This is a genomic window from uncultured Methylophaga sp. (assembly GCF_947259025.1).
Classification (GTDB): Bacteria; Pseudomonadota; Gammaproteobacteria; order Nitrosococcales; family Methylophagaceae; genus Methylophaga.
The window spans coordinates 114,533-132,631 of sequence record NZ_CAMYKO010000006.1; the positions used below are offsets into that span (position 1 = coordinate 114,533).

Genomic DNA, 18,099 nt, shown 5'->3' on the forward strand with positions numbered 1-18,099 from the left:
ACCAGCATTCGTCAAACAGCGCTGTGACCCGACAGGGCTGAAAGCGTATAATGCGCGTTTTTACGGAAATTGATCATTCGGTATGTCGGAATCAGCTGCGAACCATAATTTTATACGGCCCATTATTCAGGAAGACATTGATAGTGGCAGGTTAAGCGGAAAAGTCGTCACCCGTTTCCCGCCTGAACCCAATGGCTATCTGCATATTGGTCATGCCAAGTCGATTTGCCTGAACTTTGGCCTGGCTGAAGAGTTCGGTGGCGACTGCACCCTGCGCTTTGATGACACCAACCCGGCCAAGGAAGAGCAGGAATATATCGAGGCCATCATGGAAGATGTGCAGTGGCTGGGCTTCCAGTGGGCGGGCGAGGTGCGCTATGCCTCGAATTATTTCGATCAGTTTTATGACTGGGCTGTGCACCTGATTGAACAAGGTAAAGCCTATGTCTGCGATCTGACGCCGGAACAGGCCAGTGAATATCGCGGCTGGGCCACCAAACCGGGCAAGCCGTCGCCATACCGTGAGCGCAGCATTGACGAGAACTTGGCTTTGTTTGAAAAAATGAAGCAGGGCGAGTTCGAGGAAGGTTTTTGTGTATTGCGCGCCAAAATCGATATGGCCTCGCCTAATATGAACCTGCGGGATCCGATTCTGTACCGCATTCGTAAAAAAGCCCATCATCAGACCGGCGATAAATGGTGTATCTATCCCAGCTACGATTTTGCGCATGGTCAGGGTGATGCGATTGAAGGCGTGACTCACAGTATCTGCACGTTGGAATTCCAGGATCACCGGCCTTTATATGAATGGTTTATCGAAAACCTGCCGGTGCCTTCCAAACCCAAACAGTACGAGTTCGGCCGGCTCAATATCAATTACACAGTCACCAGTAAGCGTAATCTGAAACAACTGGTCGATGAACATATTGTGCATGGCTGGAATGACCCCAGAATGCCCACCATTTCCGGAATGAGAAGACGCGGCTTTACCCCGGCGGCGCTGCGTGAATTCTGCAACGGTCTGGCGGTCGCCAAAACCGACGGTGTGGTGGATATTGCGCAGCTGGAATTCGAGATCCGCAGTGATCTCAATGAAAACGCTGCGCGTGCCATGTGCGTGCTCAAACCGCTTAAAGTCACCATTAGCAACGCGGCTGACGATGTGGAATGGCTGGATGTCCCCAATCATCCGCAAAAGGAAGAGATGGGCCAGCGTGCCTTGCCATTCACCAACACCATTTATATTGATGCGTCGGACTTCACCGAAGACACCACGCTGAGCCGCAAGAAGTTCAAGCGCCTGGTGATCGGGGATTTTGTGCGTCTGCGTGGTGCTTATGTGATCAAGGCCGATGAGGTTATTAAAAATGACCAGGGTGAAGTGATTGAAGTCATCGCCTCACTGGTGCCCGATACCGTAGGCCAGAACCCACCGCCGGAAATGAAGCCACGTGGCGTGATTCACTGGGTGTCAGCGACGCAGGGTAAAGAAGTCGAGCTGCGCTTATACGACAGGTTATTCACTGCGGAAGCGCCGGGCAAACAGACCGGTAATTATCTGGATGATGTGAACCCTGATTCTTTACAGGTGATTAAGGCCCTTGCCGAGCCTGCTATTGTGGACTGTGAACCGGAAACCGCTTTCCAGTTTGAACGCGAAGGCTATTTTGTCAGTGACCGCTATGATCACAGCGCTGCTACGCCGGTATTCAATATGACCATTGGTTTAAGAGATTCAAAAAGTAAGTAATGCTGAAAATTCACAACACCCTGTCTAAACAGAAAGAAGAATTCACGCCTTTGCAGCCAGGCAAGGTCAATATGTACGTCTGTGGTATGACCGTGTACGACCTCTGTCATGTTGGTCATGCCCGGGTGATGGTGGTGTTTGATGTGGTCACCCGCTACCTGCGTGCTGTCGGCTATGACGTGACTTATGTGCGCAATATCACCGATATTGACGACAAGATCATCAAGCGGGCTGCAGAAAATGGTGAAAGCATTACCGCGCTGACAGAGCGCTATATTGATGAGATGCACAAGGATGCTGAAGCGCTGGGCGTTTTGCGGCCGGATCTGGAGCCCAAAGCCACCGAGTCGATGAATGAAATGCTGGCGATGATTGAAACGCTGATCGATAAAGGCCTGGCCTATAAAGCTGACAACGGTGATGTCTATTACGATGTCAGTGAGTTTGCCGATTACGGCAAATTGTCCGGCCGCGATGTGAATGAACTGCGCGCCGGTGAGCGGGTTGCCGTCAATGAAGCCAAAACCGATCCACTGGACTTCGTATTATGGAAAGCTGCCAAGGCTGACGAACCCGCTTGGGACTCGCCTTGGGGCCGCGGTCGTCCCGGCTGGCATATCGAATGTTCGGCGATGTCCGCGCATTGCCTGGGCGAACACTTTGATATTCATGGCGGTGGCCAGGACCTTCAGTTCCCGCATCATGAAAATGAGATTGCCCAGTCCGAGGGTGCGCATGGTTGCCAGTCGGTGAACTACTGGATGCATAACGGCTTTGTTCGCATTGATGATGAGAAGATGTCCAAATCCTTGGGTAACTTTTTCACCGTGCGCGAAGTACTGGCCAATTACCCCGCCGAAGCAGTGCGCTACTTTATTCTCTCCAGTCATTACCGCAGCCCCCTGAATTATTCCGAGGATCAACTGGAGCAGGCCAAGGCGGCGCTGACCCGTTTTTACACCTCGCTGCGTGATATTGAGCCACAGTCCGATGTTGATTGGCATAACGACGAAGAGTTTGCATCACGCTTTAAAGAAGCGATGGATGATGACTTTAATACCGCGTTGGCTTTATCTGTGATGGCCGATGTACGGCAGGCGTTGAACAAGGCCCTGGAGCAGGGCGATGACAAAGCTGGCTATTATGCCGGCCTGTTGCTCTCATTCGGTGATGTGTTGGGGCTGTTCCAGCAGGATGCCGATGCCTTCCTGGTGGGCGATGTCGACTCAGATGATGAGGCCACGGAGATTGATGCGCTGGTCGCTGAGCGGGACCAGGCCCGGGCGGATAAAAACTGGGCCCGTGCCGACGAGATTCGTGACCAACTCACTGATAGGGGCATTGTGCTCGAGGATTCAGCTGGCAAGACCAGTTGGCGGCGTCGTTAACCTTTCAGGCATGTAATCAAGAAAAAAGATTTGACGATGAGTGCGAATTCGAAAAACAGCATCTGGAAGAAGCTATTCAAGCAGGATACCCGGCTTTCTCGGTTTTTTATGAGCGCTGCTGTCTATATCATCGTCTTTGGCGGTCTGCTGTTAATCGTCACTGCCATAGTGAGTTTTTATCACTTTGTGCAGGGTAATCCGCATCTTTGAGTCGGTAAAGATCCTTCGGCAGGCTCAGGATGACACAGCGCTGTCATGCCGACCGCAGTGGAGGCATCTCTAACAGGGAGTCAGATCCTTCGGTAGGCTCAGGATGACAACGCGCTGTCATGCCGACCACAGTGGAGGCATCTCTGGGGCGCGAAAGTTTCTTTGACAGAGTCTGACCTTGATACTGGTAACTCTGTGCCCTAATCCCTACTGATTATGCAGCTGCTCTGCCGCAAACAGGGTGTTTTCCAGCAGGGTCGCCACCGTCATGGGGCCGACGCCACCGGGGACGGGCGTAATCCATGACGCTTTTTCCTTCGCCCCTTCGAAATCAACATCACCGGTCAGCTTGCCGTTATCGAGACGATTGATACCGACATCAATCACGATGGCACCGGGTTTAATCCAGTCGCCGGGAATAAAGCCGGGCTTGCCGACCGCGACAACCAGCACGTCAGCACGTCTGACCTGTTCTTCCAGGTTGGTGGTCCAGCGGTGACAAACCGTGGTGGTGCAACCTGCCAGCAATAATTCCAAAGCCATCGGCCTGCCCACAATATTGGAAGCCCCGACTACCACCGCTTCCTGCCCTTTCAGATCGACACCGGTACTTTTCAGCAGAGTGATAATGCCTTTGGGGGTGCAGGGCTGCAAAACCGGCATACGCTGGGCAAGCCGGCCTATGTTGTAGGGGTGAAAACCATCGACATCTTTATGAGGCGCGATGTGCTCGATAACGGTTTCACCATCAATATGCTGGGGTAGAGGGAGTTGTACCAGAATGCCGTCAATTTCATCATCGGCGTTGAGTTGGTCGATGAGCGCCAGCAGTTCATCCTGGCTGGTGTTATCCGGCATATCATAAGCGACCGATTTGTAGCCGATTTCCTCACAGCTACGGCGTTTGCTGCCTACGTAGACTTTTGATGCCGGGTTGTCACCAATCAGTACAACAGCCAGACCGGGACGGCGTTTGCCTGCTGCAATCCTTGCCTCGGTGGCCTGTTTTAGTTGTTGTTTAAGATCGGCAGCGACAGCCTTGCCATCAATAATCTTGGCGCTCATTCAGGGTTCCCGGTCATGCAAAAGCGCTTATGATCGCATGATGCAGCCGGAACAGCAAAAAATATCAAATCAGAGATTGACTCCTCTGGGGTAAGGACGTATCATTTCGGCTTCTTCGGGGATGACGTCTTCGAAATAAGTCGGGGCATAGCGCAGTCTGGTAGCGCATCTGGTTTGGGACCAGAGGGTCGGGAGTTCGAATCTCTCTGCCCCGACCACTTCCTAACCTTATTTCATAATCCTCGCTTAGACAGAAAACTCCATGCGCCCGTAGCTCATCCGGATAGAGCATCGGCCTTCTAAGCCGAGGGTAGCAGGTTCGAGTCCTGCCGGGCGCGCCACATCTCCATACGCCTCCACTGAACCCTTTCATTGTTATGGCGTCCTCCACACCTTCTGCACTGGTCGAATAATTCTGGCCTCGTTTCGGCAAATTTATTCAAACAGAGAAGCTACCACGACCCATATTTGTCGTTGGGCTTCATAAAGAACAGTCAATCAGCGTCCCTGCACGTGATCAATGCGCATTTTTGCTACTGCCTTTTAAATACCGCTATTACACTTAATCGTCCTGATTGGTATTTTTTTTGGAGTTAATATGCGTTTTTCTTATTTTCTTATCCCTTTGGCTTTTGCATTACCCAACTTAGCCAGTGCAAACACCTGTGAAGTAGACGTTTCTGCCGGTGATACATGGGCTTACGATACAAAAGCGATTAGTGTTCCGTCTGATTGTGAAGAGTTTACTGTTAACTTCAAACACACTGGCGAAATGTCTAAAGAAGGGCTCGGCCATAACTGGGTTTTGTCCAAGACAGCAGATGTCAATGCGGTGGCCCAGGCTGGCTCGACCAAAGGCATTGAAAATAACTTTCTTCAACAAGATGATGACCGTGTTATCGCTTACACGCCAATCATCGGTGGTGGTGAAAGTGCCTCTACAACGTTTAACGTGAGTGCATTAGACGCCAGTGAAAACTACACCTTCTTCTGCTCATTCCCGGGTCATACATTTATGATGCGTGGCAGCTTGAAGTTAGAAGACTAATCGCTGTTTTACCCCTGGATAAGGGTGTGGTGGTTAGCGCCACCCACCTTTATCTTTTTTCTGACCGCTTCTAGGCCGCTTTCTGGCGACCACAAGAAAACACCCATCTCACTCCCCAACCGCCTGCATGTCAGTCATCACAGCGGATCTATTCACGACGATGCTGTAGGCTGAAAACGAGCGGGAAAGAGCGTTTCAAGCTAGCCTGCGAAGTGATGTCAAAGCTATCTGCTCCACAATTGACTTGAACTGGCTGTCATTACCAGCACTATAGAAGTGCCATAAGGCTATTGCAGAATCAGCGGCAAAAAGTAGTGGTAAGGGGCCTGTTTTTACAGCCCTATTGATCAGTCTTTTTACTAACCATTCCCACCAAGTCCAGCTTCATCGACAGTGAACCTTCATGACACTCATCAAGACAGGCGCCGCAACGGGTGCAATCACCTGAGGTGACAGATTGTGCCTGTTTGGCGACCACTGGTGCGAGCACATGCGGTTCAGGACAGACAGCGACACAGCGTGAACAGCCACTGCTATCGCAGCTTTCGGTCGGGGTCGCCGTGACTTTGAGCCGACCATAGCGACCCAGCAGACCATAAAAGGCGCCTACCGGACAAAGATGCCCGCACCAGGCGCGGCGACTGACAAATAAATCAAAGAGAAATAAGCTGCCGAGCAACATGGCACCACTTAGGGAAAACCACATCAATTCACGTTGGAATCGAGTGATTGGGTTGACGATTTCCCAGGCCAAAGTGCCGCCCAGCAAAGACAAGACCAGCGATAATGCCAATATCCATAAACGCAGACTGCGAGACAGGCTCATATTGCCTTTGATCTTGAATTTTTTACGTAACCAGTAAGCCAGATCGGTTAATAAATTGATGGGGCAAACCCAGCTGCAATAAAGCCTGCCGGCTAAAAAAGCATAAAAGCCGCCCACGATGATAGCCCCCAGCAAAGCGGGAAGTGCGATCGAGGAGCCAGCAAAAAAAGACTGAAGCAGAATAAAGGGATCGGTCAGCTTCAGTTCACCGAACAAGATGCTGGAGGATAAGTTGCCTTGTGCAATTTTACCGTAGCCCGGTATTTGAACAATAAATGCTAATAAAATGCTGATCTGCACCGTACGGCGCATTAACAGCCAGCGATGCCGGTAAAGGCTTCGACCAAAGCGCGCTAGCATGGCTAACTCCTTCCTACTGCGTTCCTGCCTGACAGGCCCAGGCCCAGTTCACGCGGTAATACCCGGATAGCGGCTTCTGACAATACGCAATGTTTTTCGCAGGTACCGCAGCCAGTGCAGGTATCGGAATGTACGGTGGGGATGAGCAACCTACCTGTTTCAGACTCAATAGGTTCCAGCGTGATGGCCTCGTCGCGAATCGGACACACCCGCCAGCAAATGCTGCAAGTCATGCCTTTGTAATTGAGGCAGGTTTCATGGTCGACCAGCACCGCCACGCCCATATCGGCTTTTTTGATATCGGTCATGTGACGATCCAGGGCGCCGGTGGGACAGGCCTTGGCACAGGGGATATCCTTACACATGCGGCAAGGTTCTTCCCTCGCCACAAAAAAGGGTGTGCCCTGAGGGGCAGGATCAGCCCAACTGGCGAGTTTAAGAATATCGTACGGGCAGTCCTCAACGCACAAACCGCAGCGGATGCATGAGGAGTCGAAGTCAAGATCCGGCAATGCACCTGGTGGACGCAATGCCTCTGCCGCACGTGACGGCCGGGACAGGATCATCGACTGACCGATAATACTCCCGACCAGCACCACGCCAAAGCGTTTGAATATTTGGCGGAAGGTTTCCCGTTTTGCCGGGTCTTCCAGCTTAACCATGCTGTTCTGTTTTTGTTCAGCCATAAAGACACTCCTGCAGACAAACTGCAAAAACGCTAGGGAGACACTGTCATTTCTGATCGGATGACGGGATGAATCCAGCACTGCAGCACATAATCACCTGCTTCAGGAATCGTCCAGGTGAAGGTTTCCCCCGGAAGTTGTACATCCAGATTCACCACAGTGCCGTCGGGGTAGGTGATATAAATACTGTGTGCGACATCAGATTTATTAGTGATCGCCAGTGTGTCATTGGCGCTAGGGGTGAACGACCAGTCTTCAAAATCATGGTGGGTCAGAGACATATTGTGAACCACCGGCGCTGAGTCGCTCACCTGCCCGGCGGCACTGGCACTCATTGAGAGGAGTGTGGTGATGATAAGCGCCAGGCCCATCAACCAACGTTTGTGTTCGCTGCTCACGACGACTACTCCTTAGGTAATGCAGGTGGTTCAACAGCTAATGGGCCGCCATCCAGCGTTTTCAGAAAGGCAATCAGATCGGCTCGTTGCTGTTCAGTGAGTTCAAACGGCTTCATTTCCTTGGACAGGCTGGGCCTCTCAATCCCGCCGTCTTCATAGTGTTTGATCACTGCTTCCAGATCGGTCATCGAACCGTCATGCATATAGGGTCCGTTTTCAGGCAGATCACGCAATGTCGGTGTTTTAAAGGCATGTTGCATTATCGTCACCTCCACCGGTATCGCTTTACCACGTCCCAGATCCGGACTATCCAGACCGATATCGTGGAAGCTGTCATCGGTGAAACGCCAAGACTTATGGCAGGCAGCGCACTGTGCTTTACCGTTGAACAGCTCAAAACCGCGTTGTGCACTGGTACTGATAGCCTGTTCATCGCCTTCTACCCAACGGTCGAAGCTTGAAATATTGGACACCAGCGTGCGTTGAAAAGTGGCAAGCGCCATGGCAATTCGCTGCGTATTAATCTCAGCATCGCCATAGGCCGCCTCAAACAGCGGCTGATAACCTTTGATTTCACCCAGCCGCTCAACCAACTGTTTCATGTTGTAGTTCATTTCATGCGGCGTAGTGATAGGAAGCACTGCTTGTGCTTCCAGTGAGTTGGCACGGCCATCCCACATTAATGCTGTTAGCCAGGCGCTGTTCATGACCGTGGGCGTTCGTCTTGGCTGCTCGAGTTCTTCAGAACCCAGCGGCACAACACGGCCATCGCTCCAGCGATGATCCGGTGAGTGGCAGGTCGCACAGGACATACCTTTATCTCGGGACAAACGCGCGTCAAAAAACAGGGTTTTCCCCAGCGTCGTTTTTTCTGTAGTGAGCGGATTAGATGCCGGAGCCGGAATGGCTTCGGGACGATGATAGTCACTCCGCTTGATTTTGTCATCGGCCAAACTGGCATGCACGGACAATACCGTGCATGCCAACATGACGAGGCTTCTGATCTTCATGATAAGAGAATGCCTCAGGCCAACTTAGCTGGCTTTACCAACAACTGGTGAGATAGTGCAGTGATAAGTCATATCATCATTTTCTGCACCAAAGCACCATACGATGTCGTTAGAGAACTCAGGACGGTAAACCGGCAGCTCACCTTCTGTGTTCAGACACGCACATTGACCACAGGTTTGCTTACCACAGCAGTCACGGTAAGCGATCAGGTAGGTCTGACCGTCACCCGGGTTATAACAGCTGGCAACCCAGGAACTGGGGGACAGGCTGGTGCCCGGAGGACAGGAAGTCAGCGTACCGCCACAGCAGTCACAAACGTTACCGTCGATAGAACAGTGACGCCAGTAGTCACAGGCTTGCGGGTCCTGATCCTGTGGCTGCCAACCGGCTCTGGCTGCATCCAGGTTACTGGCATCCGCAGCATGAGCCTCTTTCAGACGACCACGACGATCAACTGGTAACAAGGGCAGCAAAGTGGCGCCTACCAGGAAGCCACCCAGTTTGCCGACAAAACCACGTCGACCGGTTTTGTTAGCGGTACGACGGCTCAGTTTTTCAATAGCAGCGTCAAATCCTAATTTCTTTGTCATTTGCCTTCTCCGTTATATTTTTGGTTCTACTCTCAAATCAATGATTAGTGCAGTTGCTCGCCCACTGCCACTTCTTTAGCGGTAGAGCTGTCTTTGAGGTAGCTCTGCAGTGAAGCGTGACCCAGCCGAACCGTTTCAAACAGGCTTTCAACATGTTCACGGGTGTTGCACAGGCCTTTGCCTTTGATCACGCCATCGGCATCCAGCAGTACGCCGTAAGGCACTTTCGAAACCTGGTAGCGCATACCAATCTCTGGTGAGTTCACGTAATACTCATCTTTCAGCGGGTGGTTGCTGAGGAATTCGCGGTGTTCAGCAGCGGTACCGTCACTAATCAGAATGACGTCTGCCCCCTCTGTTGCTGCGACATCACGAATGATTGGCAGCAGCTTGGCACAAACCGGGCAGGAAGGACCGGTGAACATCAACAGGCTTGGGCGTCCCGGCGTGATAGCGCGACCGACCAGCAAGTCTTTTTCATCGGTGAAGGTTTTAACGTTGAAGACCGGTGATTTGTCACCGATTTCGGGTCCGTGATCCACCATCATCGCGCCCAGCGGTGCTGAACGTTCATGCAGCAGACCAATTTGTCGGATAACACCGACCATCAATGCAGCCAAAGCCAGGAAAGCGGCCCACAGCAGCACATTTGAAGCAACAAGAATATCGATACTCATTGTGAATTTCCTCAGTAAAAAATTAAGTTCTTGATTCGCGGGAATTCGGCAGTCCCACCATCACATCAGCAGCTACATAGAGCATGGCGAGCATGGCTGCCGCAGCGGCAGCGATGAGCCAGGATGCGAGGGGAACACTGGCGACTTCCAGTGAACTCATGGCGATGAAAGTGCTGACGCCGGCAAGAAAGAGCGCACGCAGCACATGGAACATGCCAATGCGGCTCCGACTGGTCGGACGTCTTACACAGCCGCAGTCGATATGGGTTCGGCCTCTGCCGACATTGATAGCCAATGCCAGAGAGAACATCACAAACAGTCCCACTGCTGCCCAAGCAGCCATTTCACGCACGGGCGGAATCATTAGCGCCGCAGCACACGCCAGTTCGACCCAGGGCAGAAGCCTGGCTACCGGTTTCACCATAAAACCTGGTAACAAACGGTAGTTGTCGACCACACCCTGGAACTCGTCAGGGCTTCGCAGCTTGGAAATGGCCGCTACCGCCAGTACCAGCCCCACAAAAAGGGTGGCCAGTACTGACAGGGCAGGATCGTTAGTAAGCCAGTTCATGACTTACTCGCTATCCTGGGGCAGGGTAAGAATGTGCGGATAGCGGCCGAGTCCTGCCGTTTCACCGATTTTCTTACCTGTCTTGGCATCAAAGGTGTACAGAGTCTGTTCGTTAGCGGATAAGGCGAACAGATACGGTTTGTCGTCCTGAGTGACAGCAATCGAATCGATTTCGTGATTCAGTTCCATCTTACGCAGGCGTTCACCGGTATCAGCATCAATCACAAACACGTAACGGCTTGGCGTTTTGTGAGTGAATTCGCCACGCTGATCGGCCAGCAGGTACAGCTCATTAGTGTCGTTGTGAACAGTGACTAACTGCCAGCCACCTGGACGCCACCTGTCTGCTTTCTCTTCTTCAGTGAAAACTTCGATAGGCTCCATGAACTCAGCACCGTCAGCGGTCAGTTTTGCCTGATAGATACGACCTTCGTAATCGGGCCATACCAGACGGTTAGTCACATCTGAGTAATAAGGCTCGTTGACCAGATAGCTGTCTTCCGGGTGGAACACTTTGCTGTGAGTCTGAGTTGAATTGCCCTCATCGTCGTAATTGATTCTCAGCATGGAACCATCACGGCAGTGCATATAGACGTTCTGTTCTGGTGCCGGGAACAAGTGATAACAGTCCGGTGTGTCCATCATTTTGACGAACTGGTTTTGTTCCAGGTCAACCAGACCTACAGCCGGTACCGGTGAGAACTGCTGGAACATCATGTGCTTGTCATCAGTACTCAGCGTTGCCATATGGGTAAAGACAGCGGTCAGGAAGCGACCTTCAGGGATATCAATGTCTGCTGTCACATCGTGGGTCTGGGTATCAAAGACTTCGATATAGTCATCACGGTTACCCCGGGCGATACGGTCATACCAGGTATTGGCAATGGCCATAAAGTTGCCTTTATCACCGAGCAGCACATGAGGCAGTTTACCGGCATCAGACATACCCAGGATCTTGTTGTTGTTACCGTCGATGGTGAACACCTGAGAGGTCATTTGAAAGTGACCCGGATCGGTGACATAGACGCGTTTTGAGTCACTCGGTGGTGCCACTTCCAGCGTCATCTTTTCGACAGGAATATCGGCGAAAGCCGGGTAAGCAGCAGTCATCATTGCTGCCGCGGCAAGACCGCCGACGACACCCTGTTGTCGCAGCTTTGATTTAAGATTAAATAGTGTCATATCTCCTCCAAACTATTCTTTGGTTTATAAAGCGTTAAGGATTGAAATTCGTCTCTGCTCAGAGCGTTAGCATGGTTAATGCGGCAGCGCCGATTGACAGCAGAAGGAATCCATCGAGTTCAACTGCACGTTCCTGCCATTTCGCCAGCCAGGCCTGCACGGACTGGTTAGTGACAGGTAAAAAGTTCACCGCAACAGGCAGAAAGCGCCCGATGTTGAAGATGGCGATGATTGTGATCGCTGTAGTGACATCGGCACTCAGCAATGCAGCACCGGTCACGATGTAAAGGATCGGTGTCTGTACGTAGGTCAGGTAGTTCATGCCCAGGGCATAGCCATAGAGCAGACCTATGGTTGATGAGCGGAAACGAAAACGGGCATCATGCGGAACCTGAGCACGACGTTGGGGGTAGGGCATTCTCAAAAAGCCCAGCTGGTGTGCGCCATAAGCCATTGAGAGGGCTGCCAGACCGATAACCATATGACTGAAAGCCAACTGCTCAAAAAGGAATGCACCCACCAGACCAAGTGCACCACCTAACATCAGCGCACCAATGGCATAACCTATTGCATGGGTAATGAAAGTCGGTGTCCAGCGAGCAACAGAGCCCAGCGAGTATTGACCCGCCGGTCTCAGCAGACTAAGGCTTGAATAGCCACAGGGAGACCATGTAGAGAGGAAGCCACCGATCAGTGTCAAAGAGAGGAACATGCCGGTCAGGGCCGATGACATTTGTGTATTAAACAGCGTGCCGGCAGTGACACCGACAATGATTGCCGATAACATAATGGCGAAACGTGTACCGGATGACTTTGACTCAGAAAAACTGATGGCATCAGGAATACAGGCCGCACCGTTTTCCACTTGGGATGACTGGCTGTAATGGCCAGTTTCTACATCTGTACTCACTCTCTCCTCCTCCGACCGGGGGTCGCTAGTTGTTGATGAAATAATTTCGTAACAACTATAGCCAGCAGGAAATCTTTCCCGTATCAAAAACTGGCATCGGTGTTCGGAGAGCTTGAAATCTGCTATCTGTGTTGCCGATTCTTGCTATGAATCGATTGAATGGTGATGAACTTTTTGCTTTGAAGTCACTACTGAGCTGGCAACTACCGACTCAGTCTTGCTGTTCAGTTCAGCTATCAGTCTGAACTGACTCCTTATTCAAATACCCCTTATGGATCAGAGACAGTACCCCGGTATCGTGGGATGATGGGACTCAAACTGGTTCAGCCATTCAGGGGATTCAGAATGATGCGCCGAGATGCTCATTGCTCAAGCCCGGCATGCCCCGATGCCATTACCGACCTTTAAATTCAATCAGTTATCCAGATTAAAGTGTTGCCGATTTCTACTATCCAAGTCTGAAAAAACACCTATTATGGGTGAGACCAGTCGTTGGCCTGATAAAAATAAATACACAGGCAGTGTCAGGACTTTTCTAATAAAAACAATAAAGTCTGACCATTACGGCACCCGGTTGAAGGGAGAGACTCATGAAACAAGAAAATATATGGGTAGACAATCACCACAATGAAGTAAAACCGAAAGCGATACACTATAAGTTATCGGATGTTCTGGAACATGCGGCATCATTGCCTATGTGGTCGCAAGACTACACACAATTAGACAAGGGCCAGTTTTCAGGTTCGATCACCAGTGTCGCCTCTGAGGGTATGCAGATCTTTCGTGAAGCGATGAACCGCTCAGTAGATGAACTCGCCAGTCCACCCCCCAATAGTTATGTCATTGGTTTACCGACTATTGTCGAGGGTGATGCCCTGTGGAGTGGTAACAAGCTGAGTAAAAACTCGCTGATCACGCTGGATAGAAATGATGAACTGTTATTCCGGACCTCTCACTCATCGGAAATCACCTGCGCCGTTATTTCTGATGAGCGACTGGAAGAGTACGCGGAAAGAGTAGAAAAGCTGGATGTTCGTCCTCTCATGACTAAGGTGAATCCCGTTGAGGCATTGCCCCCGGCGATTCAGAGTCAGCTTCTGGCCATCTTATTTATTGGTAGCGAACATATGGTCAAAAACAGTGATGAGGGAATTAACCATCCTCATAGTTGGCGCCAGTTTGAAGACAGTGTCTTCAATGTTTGTGTGCAGGCATTAATGGCTGCCAGTAACAATAACAGCCGACACCATGAATACCGCGTTCATCGTTATATCGTCAAAAAAGTTCGTGAACTGACACTGGCACAGTACTGTGACCCGCTAACCATTGGTGATATTTGCATCAATTTGAATATCAGCCGCCGCAGTCTGAACCATGCCTTTCAACAGGTACTGGGCATCACCCCGGTGGCGTATATGCGGAACATTCGTTTGCACCGAATCCGGGCAGAGCTACAGTACAAATCTGAACAGATTAGCAATATTGCTTGTGTGGCATCGCACTGGGGCTTTTGGCATATGAGTCTGTTTGCCCGCTATTACCGTGAACTGTTTGGTGAGTGCCCGAGTGAGACACTGGAGCGATCACGCCACTGACACCCCAATGCCTGCTGAGAGATAACAGCACTTCAACTTCGACACTATTTTAGGAGACACGATAATGGGTTCATTTAGCATTTGGCACTGGCTGGTTGTACTGGCAGTGGTTGCCCTGGTTTTCGGTACCAAAAAACTGCGTAATCTGGGCGGTGACTTGGGTGGCGCTGTAAAAGGCTTTAAACAAGCCATGAATGATGAGCAAAACGCCAGTGTTATTGAGCATGCCGTCAATGACACTGACAGCGTCAATAGCAAAGCCGAGCACAAGCAATAAAAGCGCGTTATTGATTCATGTTTAATATCGCTTTCCCAGAGCTCATCGTTATTGTCGTGGTGTCGCTGATTGTCATTGGCCCCGATAAGCTGCCGAAGGTGGCACAGACTTTCGGTGCGCTGATGGGCCGCATGCAAGGCTTTATGAGCGATGTTAAAAATGACATCGATCAAGAGCTAAAAAATAACGATCTGCATCGTTTGCAGGAAGAGTTGAAAATGCAGAATGAAGGTCTCAATGAAGACTTACGCAAAGGCATGCAACCTGTGGCAGACGTTATTCGTCACCCTGAAAACAAGACCCCAGCACCAGAATCAGTACAGGCCAAGCCCACTGCGGCCGAAGACGACAACACCGGACAACACAGCCACACCGCCAAGCCAGAAGGAAGCGCCACGTGAGTAGCAAAGAAGAGTTTTTCGGCCACTTGTTGGAGCTTCGGAACCGGCTACTCAAAATCATAGCCGGCATGCTGGTGGTGATGCTGGCACTGGTGCCGTTTGCCAACGATATTTATCAGTTTCTGGCGACACCATTGTTGCAGGCCTTACCCGAAGGCGGACAGATGATTGCGACCGAGGTCACCACGCCATTCTTTGTCCCGCTCAAAGTCGTGATGCTGACGGCGTTTATCATTTCATCTCCCTTTACGCTTTACCAAATCTGGGCCTTTATCGCGCCCGGCCTCTACAGCAATGAGCGCCATTTAGTCGCTCCCCTGGTCATGACCAGCGTCTTTCTGTTTCTCTGCGGCATCGCCTTCGCCTATTTTCTGGTATTCCCTGTGGTGTTTGCTTTTATTACCAGCACCGCCCCCGAGGGCGTTGCCGTGATGACTGATATTGGTAAATACCTGGACTTTGCCATTGGCCTGTTCATCGCCTTCAGCCTGGCTTTTGAAACACCCGTGGCAGTGGTGCTGATGGTCGCGGCGGGAATGGTCAGCGTCGTTGCTCTGAAACAAGCCCGTGCTTACGTCATTGTCGGTGCATTTGTGGTCGGCGCCATCATTACGCCGCCCGACATCATTTCTCAATTTATGCTGGCGATACCGATGTGGATGTTGTATGAAATTGGGATAGTGGTCGCTGGGGCCATACAACAAAAAAATCCTCACTACGAGCAACAATCCTAACGGTTACCGGCTCGCCTGCAGGAAAGGGGGGAACTGCTGACTAGCCAGGAAGCTATTTTGAGCGACATCTCAAGTGCTTCATAGCGACTGACCTTGAGGTAAAGACAAAAAGCTGGATGAGTTTATTTGATTGCTAGTTGATGTCGGCCAGATGATAAGGATGGGGATTGAGGTTTCTTAGCGTGAAACGGTGGTGATTGCGCTGCAACAAAAAATGTGACAGATTTGCCTCCGATTATCAGAAAGCACTGACGCCGGATCTTGCATCAAGTAAAGGTCGGTCAGTGGCAGCTCGGGAGCAAAGCATGCATTTTTCCATTCAGCAACGTTTCAGTCTATGGGCCGGGCTTGGCCTTCTTAGCGTTGTGTTGATGGCTGTCGTGGTGGGCCTCTGGCAATTTGACAAGATTAAGCAGACGCTCTCCAGTCAGAGTTATGACGTCACTCGCAGCCAGGCTGAAAATTACCTTAAGGTGCTGGCCAGCGACACGTCAGTGGAATTATCCACGCCCCTCCAGTCTGCCATGCAAGCAATACAAGCCACTGCCTCAGCCGTAGAGGCGGTTGTCGATTCTGAAAACCAGGCTAACAAACGTGATTTGGTGATTCGGATGCTGCAACAGACACTGACTGATCATCCCGATTTTCTGGGCACCTATGTGGCTTTTGAACCTGATGCGATTGATGGTGCCGATGACCTTGCCAGGCAGTCGCAGGGCAGTGATGAGGCGGGACGGTTTATGCCCTATGTGACCAGAGATCTCAACGGCTTTTCGGTGGCTTTGCTTGAGGGGCTGGAAAGTACCCGACTCGATAAAAATGGTATCAGGGTGGGCGAGTATTACCTCTGCTCCAAAGAAAGTGGCGAGAGCTGTGTTATCGACCCCTATCTCTACCCGGTAGAAAATGACCAGGTCCTGCTCAGCAGTCTGGTGGCCCCCATCAAACAGGACGGACAGTTTATCGGTATCGCTGGTGTCGATATATCGGTCAGTTTCCTGCAGTCAGTGATTAATGATGTCGATGCAGGACTCTATAACGGTCAGGGACGCACTTTACTGGTTAGCCCCAGAGGGATTATTTCCGGTCACAGCCAGCATTCAGACTTGATAGGTCAGAACCTGAGTGTGCTGGAGACATCGATAAGCGAAAACCTCAAGCAAGCAGCAATGACTGGTGAGACCAGGATCATTAACGCCAAACAACGATTCATTGTGCTTAAACCGTTCCATCTGCCGGGTAGTGAACAGTACTGGGTCGCCTACCTGGAAGTGCCGGAAGAGATTGTGATGGCAGATGTGGCCAAGCAGCAACAGTTTCTCGAGTCCGCACAAAAGCGGTTTATAAGCACAACCATCATTTTGGGCATATTCCTGTCTATACTTGGCGTGGTCACAATTTGGCTGGTTGCCCGTAAAAGCATTCGTCCACTGACCGAAATGACCCAGTTGGTGGCTTCAATAGCCGAGGGAGAGGGCGATCTTACGCAGCGCTTGAATATCAGTAACCGAGATGAAACCGGTAAACTCTCTGGCCTTCTCAATAGATTTATCAAAAAACTGCAGGATATGGTTCAGCAGTTGTTGCCGGTAGCGAGTGATGTCACTTCCCTGTCAGCCGACGGTCGAAAGATCAGTGTTGAAACCAGTGTTCAGATGTTGGAGCTGGAGAGCCTGATCGAGGACATGGTGCTGGCGATGAGCGAGATGGCTGCTTCAGCACAGCAAATTGCCAACAGTGCCGAGCGAACATCGCAATTTGTCCAGCAGGTTAATGATGCGGCAACGGCAGGGACGGAAGTGGTTCATAAAAAGGCCGCGTCGATTAACCGCGTCAGTCAATCGGTTCGCGAGTCCGAAGTGGCGCTGCAGGCACTGGAAAAAAATAGCCATGAAATAGCACAGACCTTGTCTGTAATGGATGGGATCGCTTTAGAGGCGAATAACCTGGCCGTTCAGCTAACCGATGAAGCGACTGACAGCAACACTCAAATCAGTGTTTCTTCGGTGTCAGCGAAGCTGAGTAAGCTGGCAAGCCAAATCCAGCAGGGCACGGTTGATATTCATCACAAACTCAATGCACAACAGCAAAGTACTCAACAGGCTTCAGCTGTGATGGGGCTCAGCAGCGAACATGTAACGGAAACTGTGGCGCTGGCACAAGAGGCAGAATCCGTGTTGAAAGACATCAACCTGGCGATTGAAGAAGTGACTGAAATGACCTTACAGATCGCATCGGCGACTGATGAGCAGAGCGCTGTGTGTGATGAGGTTAAGCATAACCTGTCAGAGGTCTCCCGTCTGGCTCATCAGACTTCCAAAGGCGCGCAGGATCTGCGTGGTGTCGGTAATGAACTGGACCTGGCTGCCAGCAGGCTGCAACAAAAACTCTCCCTTTTTAAGGTCTGAGGGCCAGCACTA

The 18,099-nt window shown here is 51.1% G+C and carries 19 protein-coding genes and 2 tRNA genes; 11 read left to right on the forward strand and 10 right to left on the reverse strand.

The features are described from left to right. Nucleotides 1–82: 82 nt before the first annotated feature. Genes Q0X64_RS10545 through Q0X64_RS10555 form a run of 3 tightly spaced genes read left to right on the forward strand, consistent with a single transcriptional unit; the run spans nucleotide 83 to nucleotide 3,348 of the window. The gene (locus Q0X64_RS10545) at nucleotides 83–1,750 is read left to right on the forward strand and encodes a glutamine--tRNA ligase/YqeY domain fusion protein (RefSeq protein ID WP_297812528.1); all 1,668 of its coding nucleotides are present in this window, start codon (nucleotides 83–85) and stop codon (nucleotides 1,748–1,750) included. Then, entirely contained in the window at nucleotides 1,750–3,138 is a 1,389-nt protein-coding gene (gene cysS / locus Q0X64_RS10550; protein WP_297812531.1) for a cysteine--tRNA ligase, read from the forward strand. Before Q0X64_RS10545 ends, cysS begins: the two co-directional genes overlap by 1 nt. 36 nt (nucleotides 3,139–3,174) lie before the next feature. After that, nucleotides 3,175–3,348: a hypothetical protein gene (locus Q0X64_RS10555; RefSeq protein ID WP_297812534.1), complete on the forward strand. Its 174-nt coding sequence runs from the start codon at nucleotides 3,175–3,177 to the stop codon at nucleotides 3,346–3,348. Nucleotides 3,349–3,555: 207 nt separating this feature from the next. On the opposite strand, the gene folD is transcribed toward Q0X64_RS10555, so the two are convergent. Continuing rightward, nucleotides 3,556–4,413 carry a bifunctional methylenetetrahydrofolate dehydrogenase/methenyltetrahydrofolate cyclohydrolase FolD gene (gene folD / locus Q0X64_RS10560; protein WP_297812537.1) on the reverse strand — a complete coding sequence of 286 codons (858 nt, stop codon included), beginning with the start codon at nucleotides 4,411–4,413 and terminating at the stop codon, nucleotides 3,556–3,558. 141 nt (nucleotides 4,414–4,554) lie between these two features. Between folD and Q0X64_RS10565 the strand changes: the two genes are divergently transcribed. The 3 genes from Q0X64_RS10565 (at nucleotide 4,555) to azu (ending at nucleotide 5,461) form a co-directional block, all read left to right on the forward strand. After that, nucleotides 4,555–4,631, forward strand: a tRNA-Pro gene (locus tag Q0X64_RS10565). Nucleotides 4,632–4,677: 46 nt separating this feature from the next. Continuing rightward, a tRNA-Arg gene (locus Q0X64_RS10570) sits at nucleotides 4,678–4,754 on the forward strand. 257 nt (nucleotides 4,755–5,011) lie between these two features. Continuing rightward, nucleotides 5,012–5,461 carry an azurin gene (gene azu / locus Q0X64_RS10575; RefSeq protein WP_297812540.1) on the forward strand — a complete coding sequence of 150 codons (450 nt, stop codon included), beginning with the start codon at nucleotides 5,012–5,014 and terminating at the stop codon, nucleotides 5,459–5,461. A 340-nt stretch (nucleotides 5,462–5,801) separates the two neighbouring features. Here the strand turns inward: azu and napH are convergent, their stop codons facing one another. From napH to Q0X64_RS10620, 9 genes are read right to left on the reverse strand one after another with little or no spacing between them, the layout of a single operon-like run. Beyond that, nucleotides 5,802–6,647 (reverse strand): quinol dehydrogenase ferredoxin subunit NapH, encoded by an 846-nt coding sequence (gene napH / locus Q0X64_RS10580; protein WP_297812543.1) that lies wholly within the window; start codon nucleotides 6,645–6,647, stop codon nucleotides 5,802–5,804. Nucleotides 6,648–6,649: 2 nt separating this feature from the next. Next, nucleotides 6,650–7,333 carry a ferredoxin-type protein NapG gene (napG, locus tag Q0X64_RS10585; RefSeq protein ID WP_297812546.1) on the reverse strand — a complete coding sequence of 228 codons (684 nt, stop codon included), beginning with the start codon at nucleotides 7,331–7,333 and terminating at the stop codon, nucleotides 6,650–6,652. A 32-nt stretch (nucleotides 7,334–7,365) separates the two neighbouring features. After that, complete coding sequence (locus tag Q0X64_RS10590; RefSeq protein WP_297812548.1) at nucleotides 7,366–7,731, reverse strand: hypothetical protein; 366 nt, start codon at nucleotides 7,729–7,731, stop codon at nucleotides 7,366–7,368. A gap of 5 nt (nucleotides 7,732–7,736) precedes the next feature. Continuing rightward, nucleotides 7,737–8,741, reverse strand: coding sequence for a tryptophan tryptophylquinone biosynthesis enzyme MauG (gene mauG / locus Q0X64_RS10595; protein ID WP_297812551.1), 1,005 nt, complete (start codon nucleotides 8,739–8,741; stop codon nucleotides 7,737–7,739). A gap of 24 nt (nucleotides 8,742–8,765) precedes the next feature. Next, nucleotides 8,766–9,332, reverse strand: coding sequence for a methylamine dehydrogenase (amicyanin) small subunit (gene mauA / locus Q0X64_RS10600; RefSeq protein ID WP_297812554.1), 567 nt, complete (start codon nucleotides 9,330–9,332; stop codon nucleotides 8,766–8,768). A 44-nt stretch (nucleotides 9,333–9,376) separates the two neighbouring features. Then, the gene (gene mauD, locus Q0X64_RS10605; RefSeq protein ID WP_297812558.1) at nucleotides 9,377–10,009 is read right to left on the reverse strand and encodes a methylamine dehydrogenase accessory protein MauD; all 633 of its coding nucleotides are present in this window, start codon (nucleotides 10,007–10,009) and stop codon (nucleotides 9,377–9,379) included. 22 nt (nucleotides 10,010–10,031) lie between these two features. After that, entirely contained in the window at nucleotides 10,032–10,580 is a 549-nt protein-coding gene (locus tag Q0X64_RS10610) for a MauE/DoxX family redox-associated membrane protein (protein WP_297812561.1), read from the reverse strand. A 3-nt stretch (nucleotides 10,581–10,583) separates the two neighbouring features. Then, nucleotides 10,584–11,762, reverse strand: a complete 1,179-nt coding sequence (gene mauB / locus Q0X64_RS10615) for a methylamine dehydrogenase (amicyanin) large subunit (RefSeq protein ID WP_297812563.1) — start codon at nucleotides 11,760–11,762, stop codon at nucleotides 10,584–10,586. A 58-nt stretch (nucleotides 11,763–11,820) separates the two neighbouring features. Continuing rightward, complete coding sequence (locus tag Q0X64_RS10620) at nucleotides 11,821–12,672, reverse strand: methylamine utilization protein MauF (RefSeq protein ID WP_297812566.1); 852 nt, start codon at nucleotides 12,670–12,672, stop codon at nucleotides 11,821–11,823. A 590-nt stretch (nucleotides 12,673–13,262) separates the two neighbouring features. On the opposite strand from Q0X64_RS10620, the gene Q0X64_RS10625 reads away from it, so the two are divergent. The 5 genes from Q0X64_RS10625 (at nucleotide 13,263) to Q0X64_RS10645 (ending at nucleotide 18,087) form a co-directional block, all read left to right on the forward strand. Continuing rightward, nucleotides 13,263–14,267 carry a helix-turn-helix domain-containing protein gene (locus tag Q0X64_RS10625; RefSeq protein WP_297812569.1) on the forward strand — a complete coding sequence of 335 codons (1,005 nt, stop codon included), beginning with the start codon at nucleotides 13,263–13,265 and terminating at the stop codon, nucleotides 14,265–14,267. Nucleotides 14,268–14,331: 64 nt separating this feature from the next. Further along, nucleotides 14,332–14,544, forward strand: coding sequence for a Sec-independent protein translocase subunit TatA (gene tatA / locus Q0X64_RS10630; protein WP_297812572.1), 213 nt, complete (start codon nucleotides 14,332–14,334; stop codon nucleotides 14,542–14,544). A 17-nt stretch (nucleotides 14,545–14,561) separates the two neighbouring features. Further along, nucleotides 14,562–14,945, forward strand: a complete 384-nt coding sequence (gene tatB, locus Q0X64_RS10635) for a Sec-independent protein translocase protein TatB (RefSeq protein ID WP_297812576.1) — start codon at nucleotides 14,562–14,564, stop codon at nucleotides 14,943–14,945. Further along, nucleotides 14,942–15,679: a twin-arginine translocase subunit TatC gene (tatC, locus tag Q0X64_RS10640; protein WP_297812579.1), complete on the forward strand. Its 738-nt coding sequence runs from the start codon at nucleotides 14,942–14,944 to the stop codon at nucleotides 15,677–15,679. The genes tatB and tatC overlap by 4 nt, the downstream gene beginning before the upstream one ends. A gap of 305 nt (nucleotides 15,680–15,984) precedes the next feature. Beyond that, the gene (locus Q0X64_RS10645; protein ID WP_297812582.1) at nucleotides 15,985–18,087 is read left to right on the forward strand and encodes a methyl-accepting chemotaxis protein; all 2,103 of its coding nucleotides are present in this window, start codon (nucleotides 15,985–15,987) and stop codon (nucleotides 18,085–18,087) included. Nucleotides 18,088–18,099 lie beyond the last annotated feature (12 nt).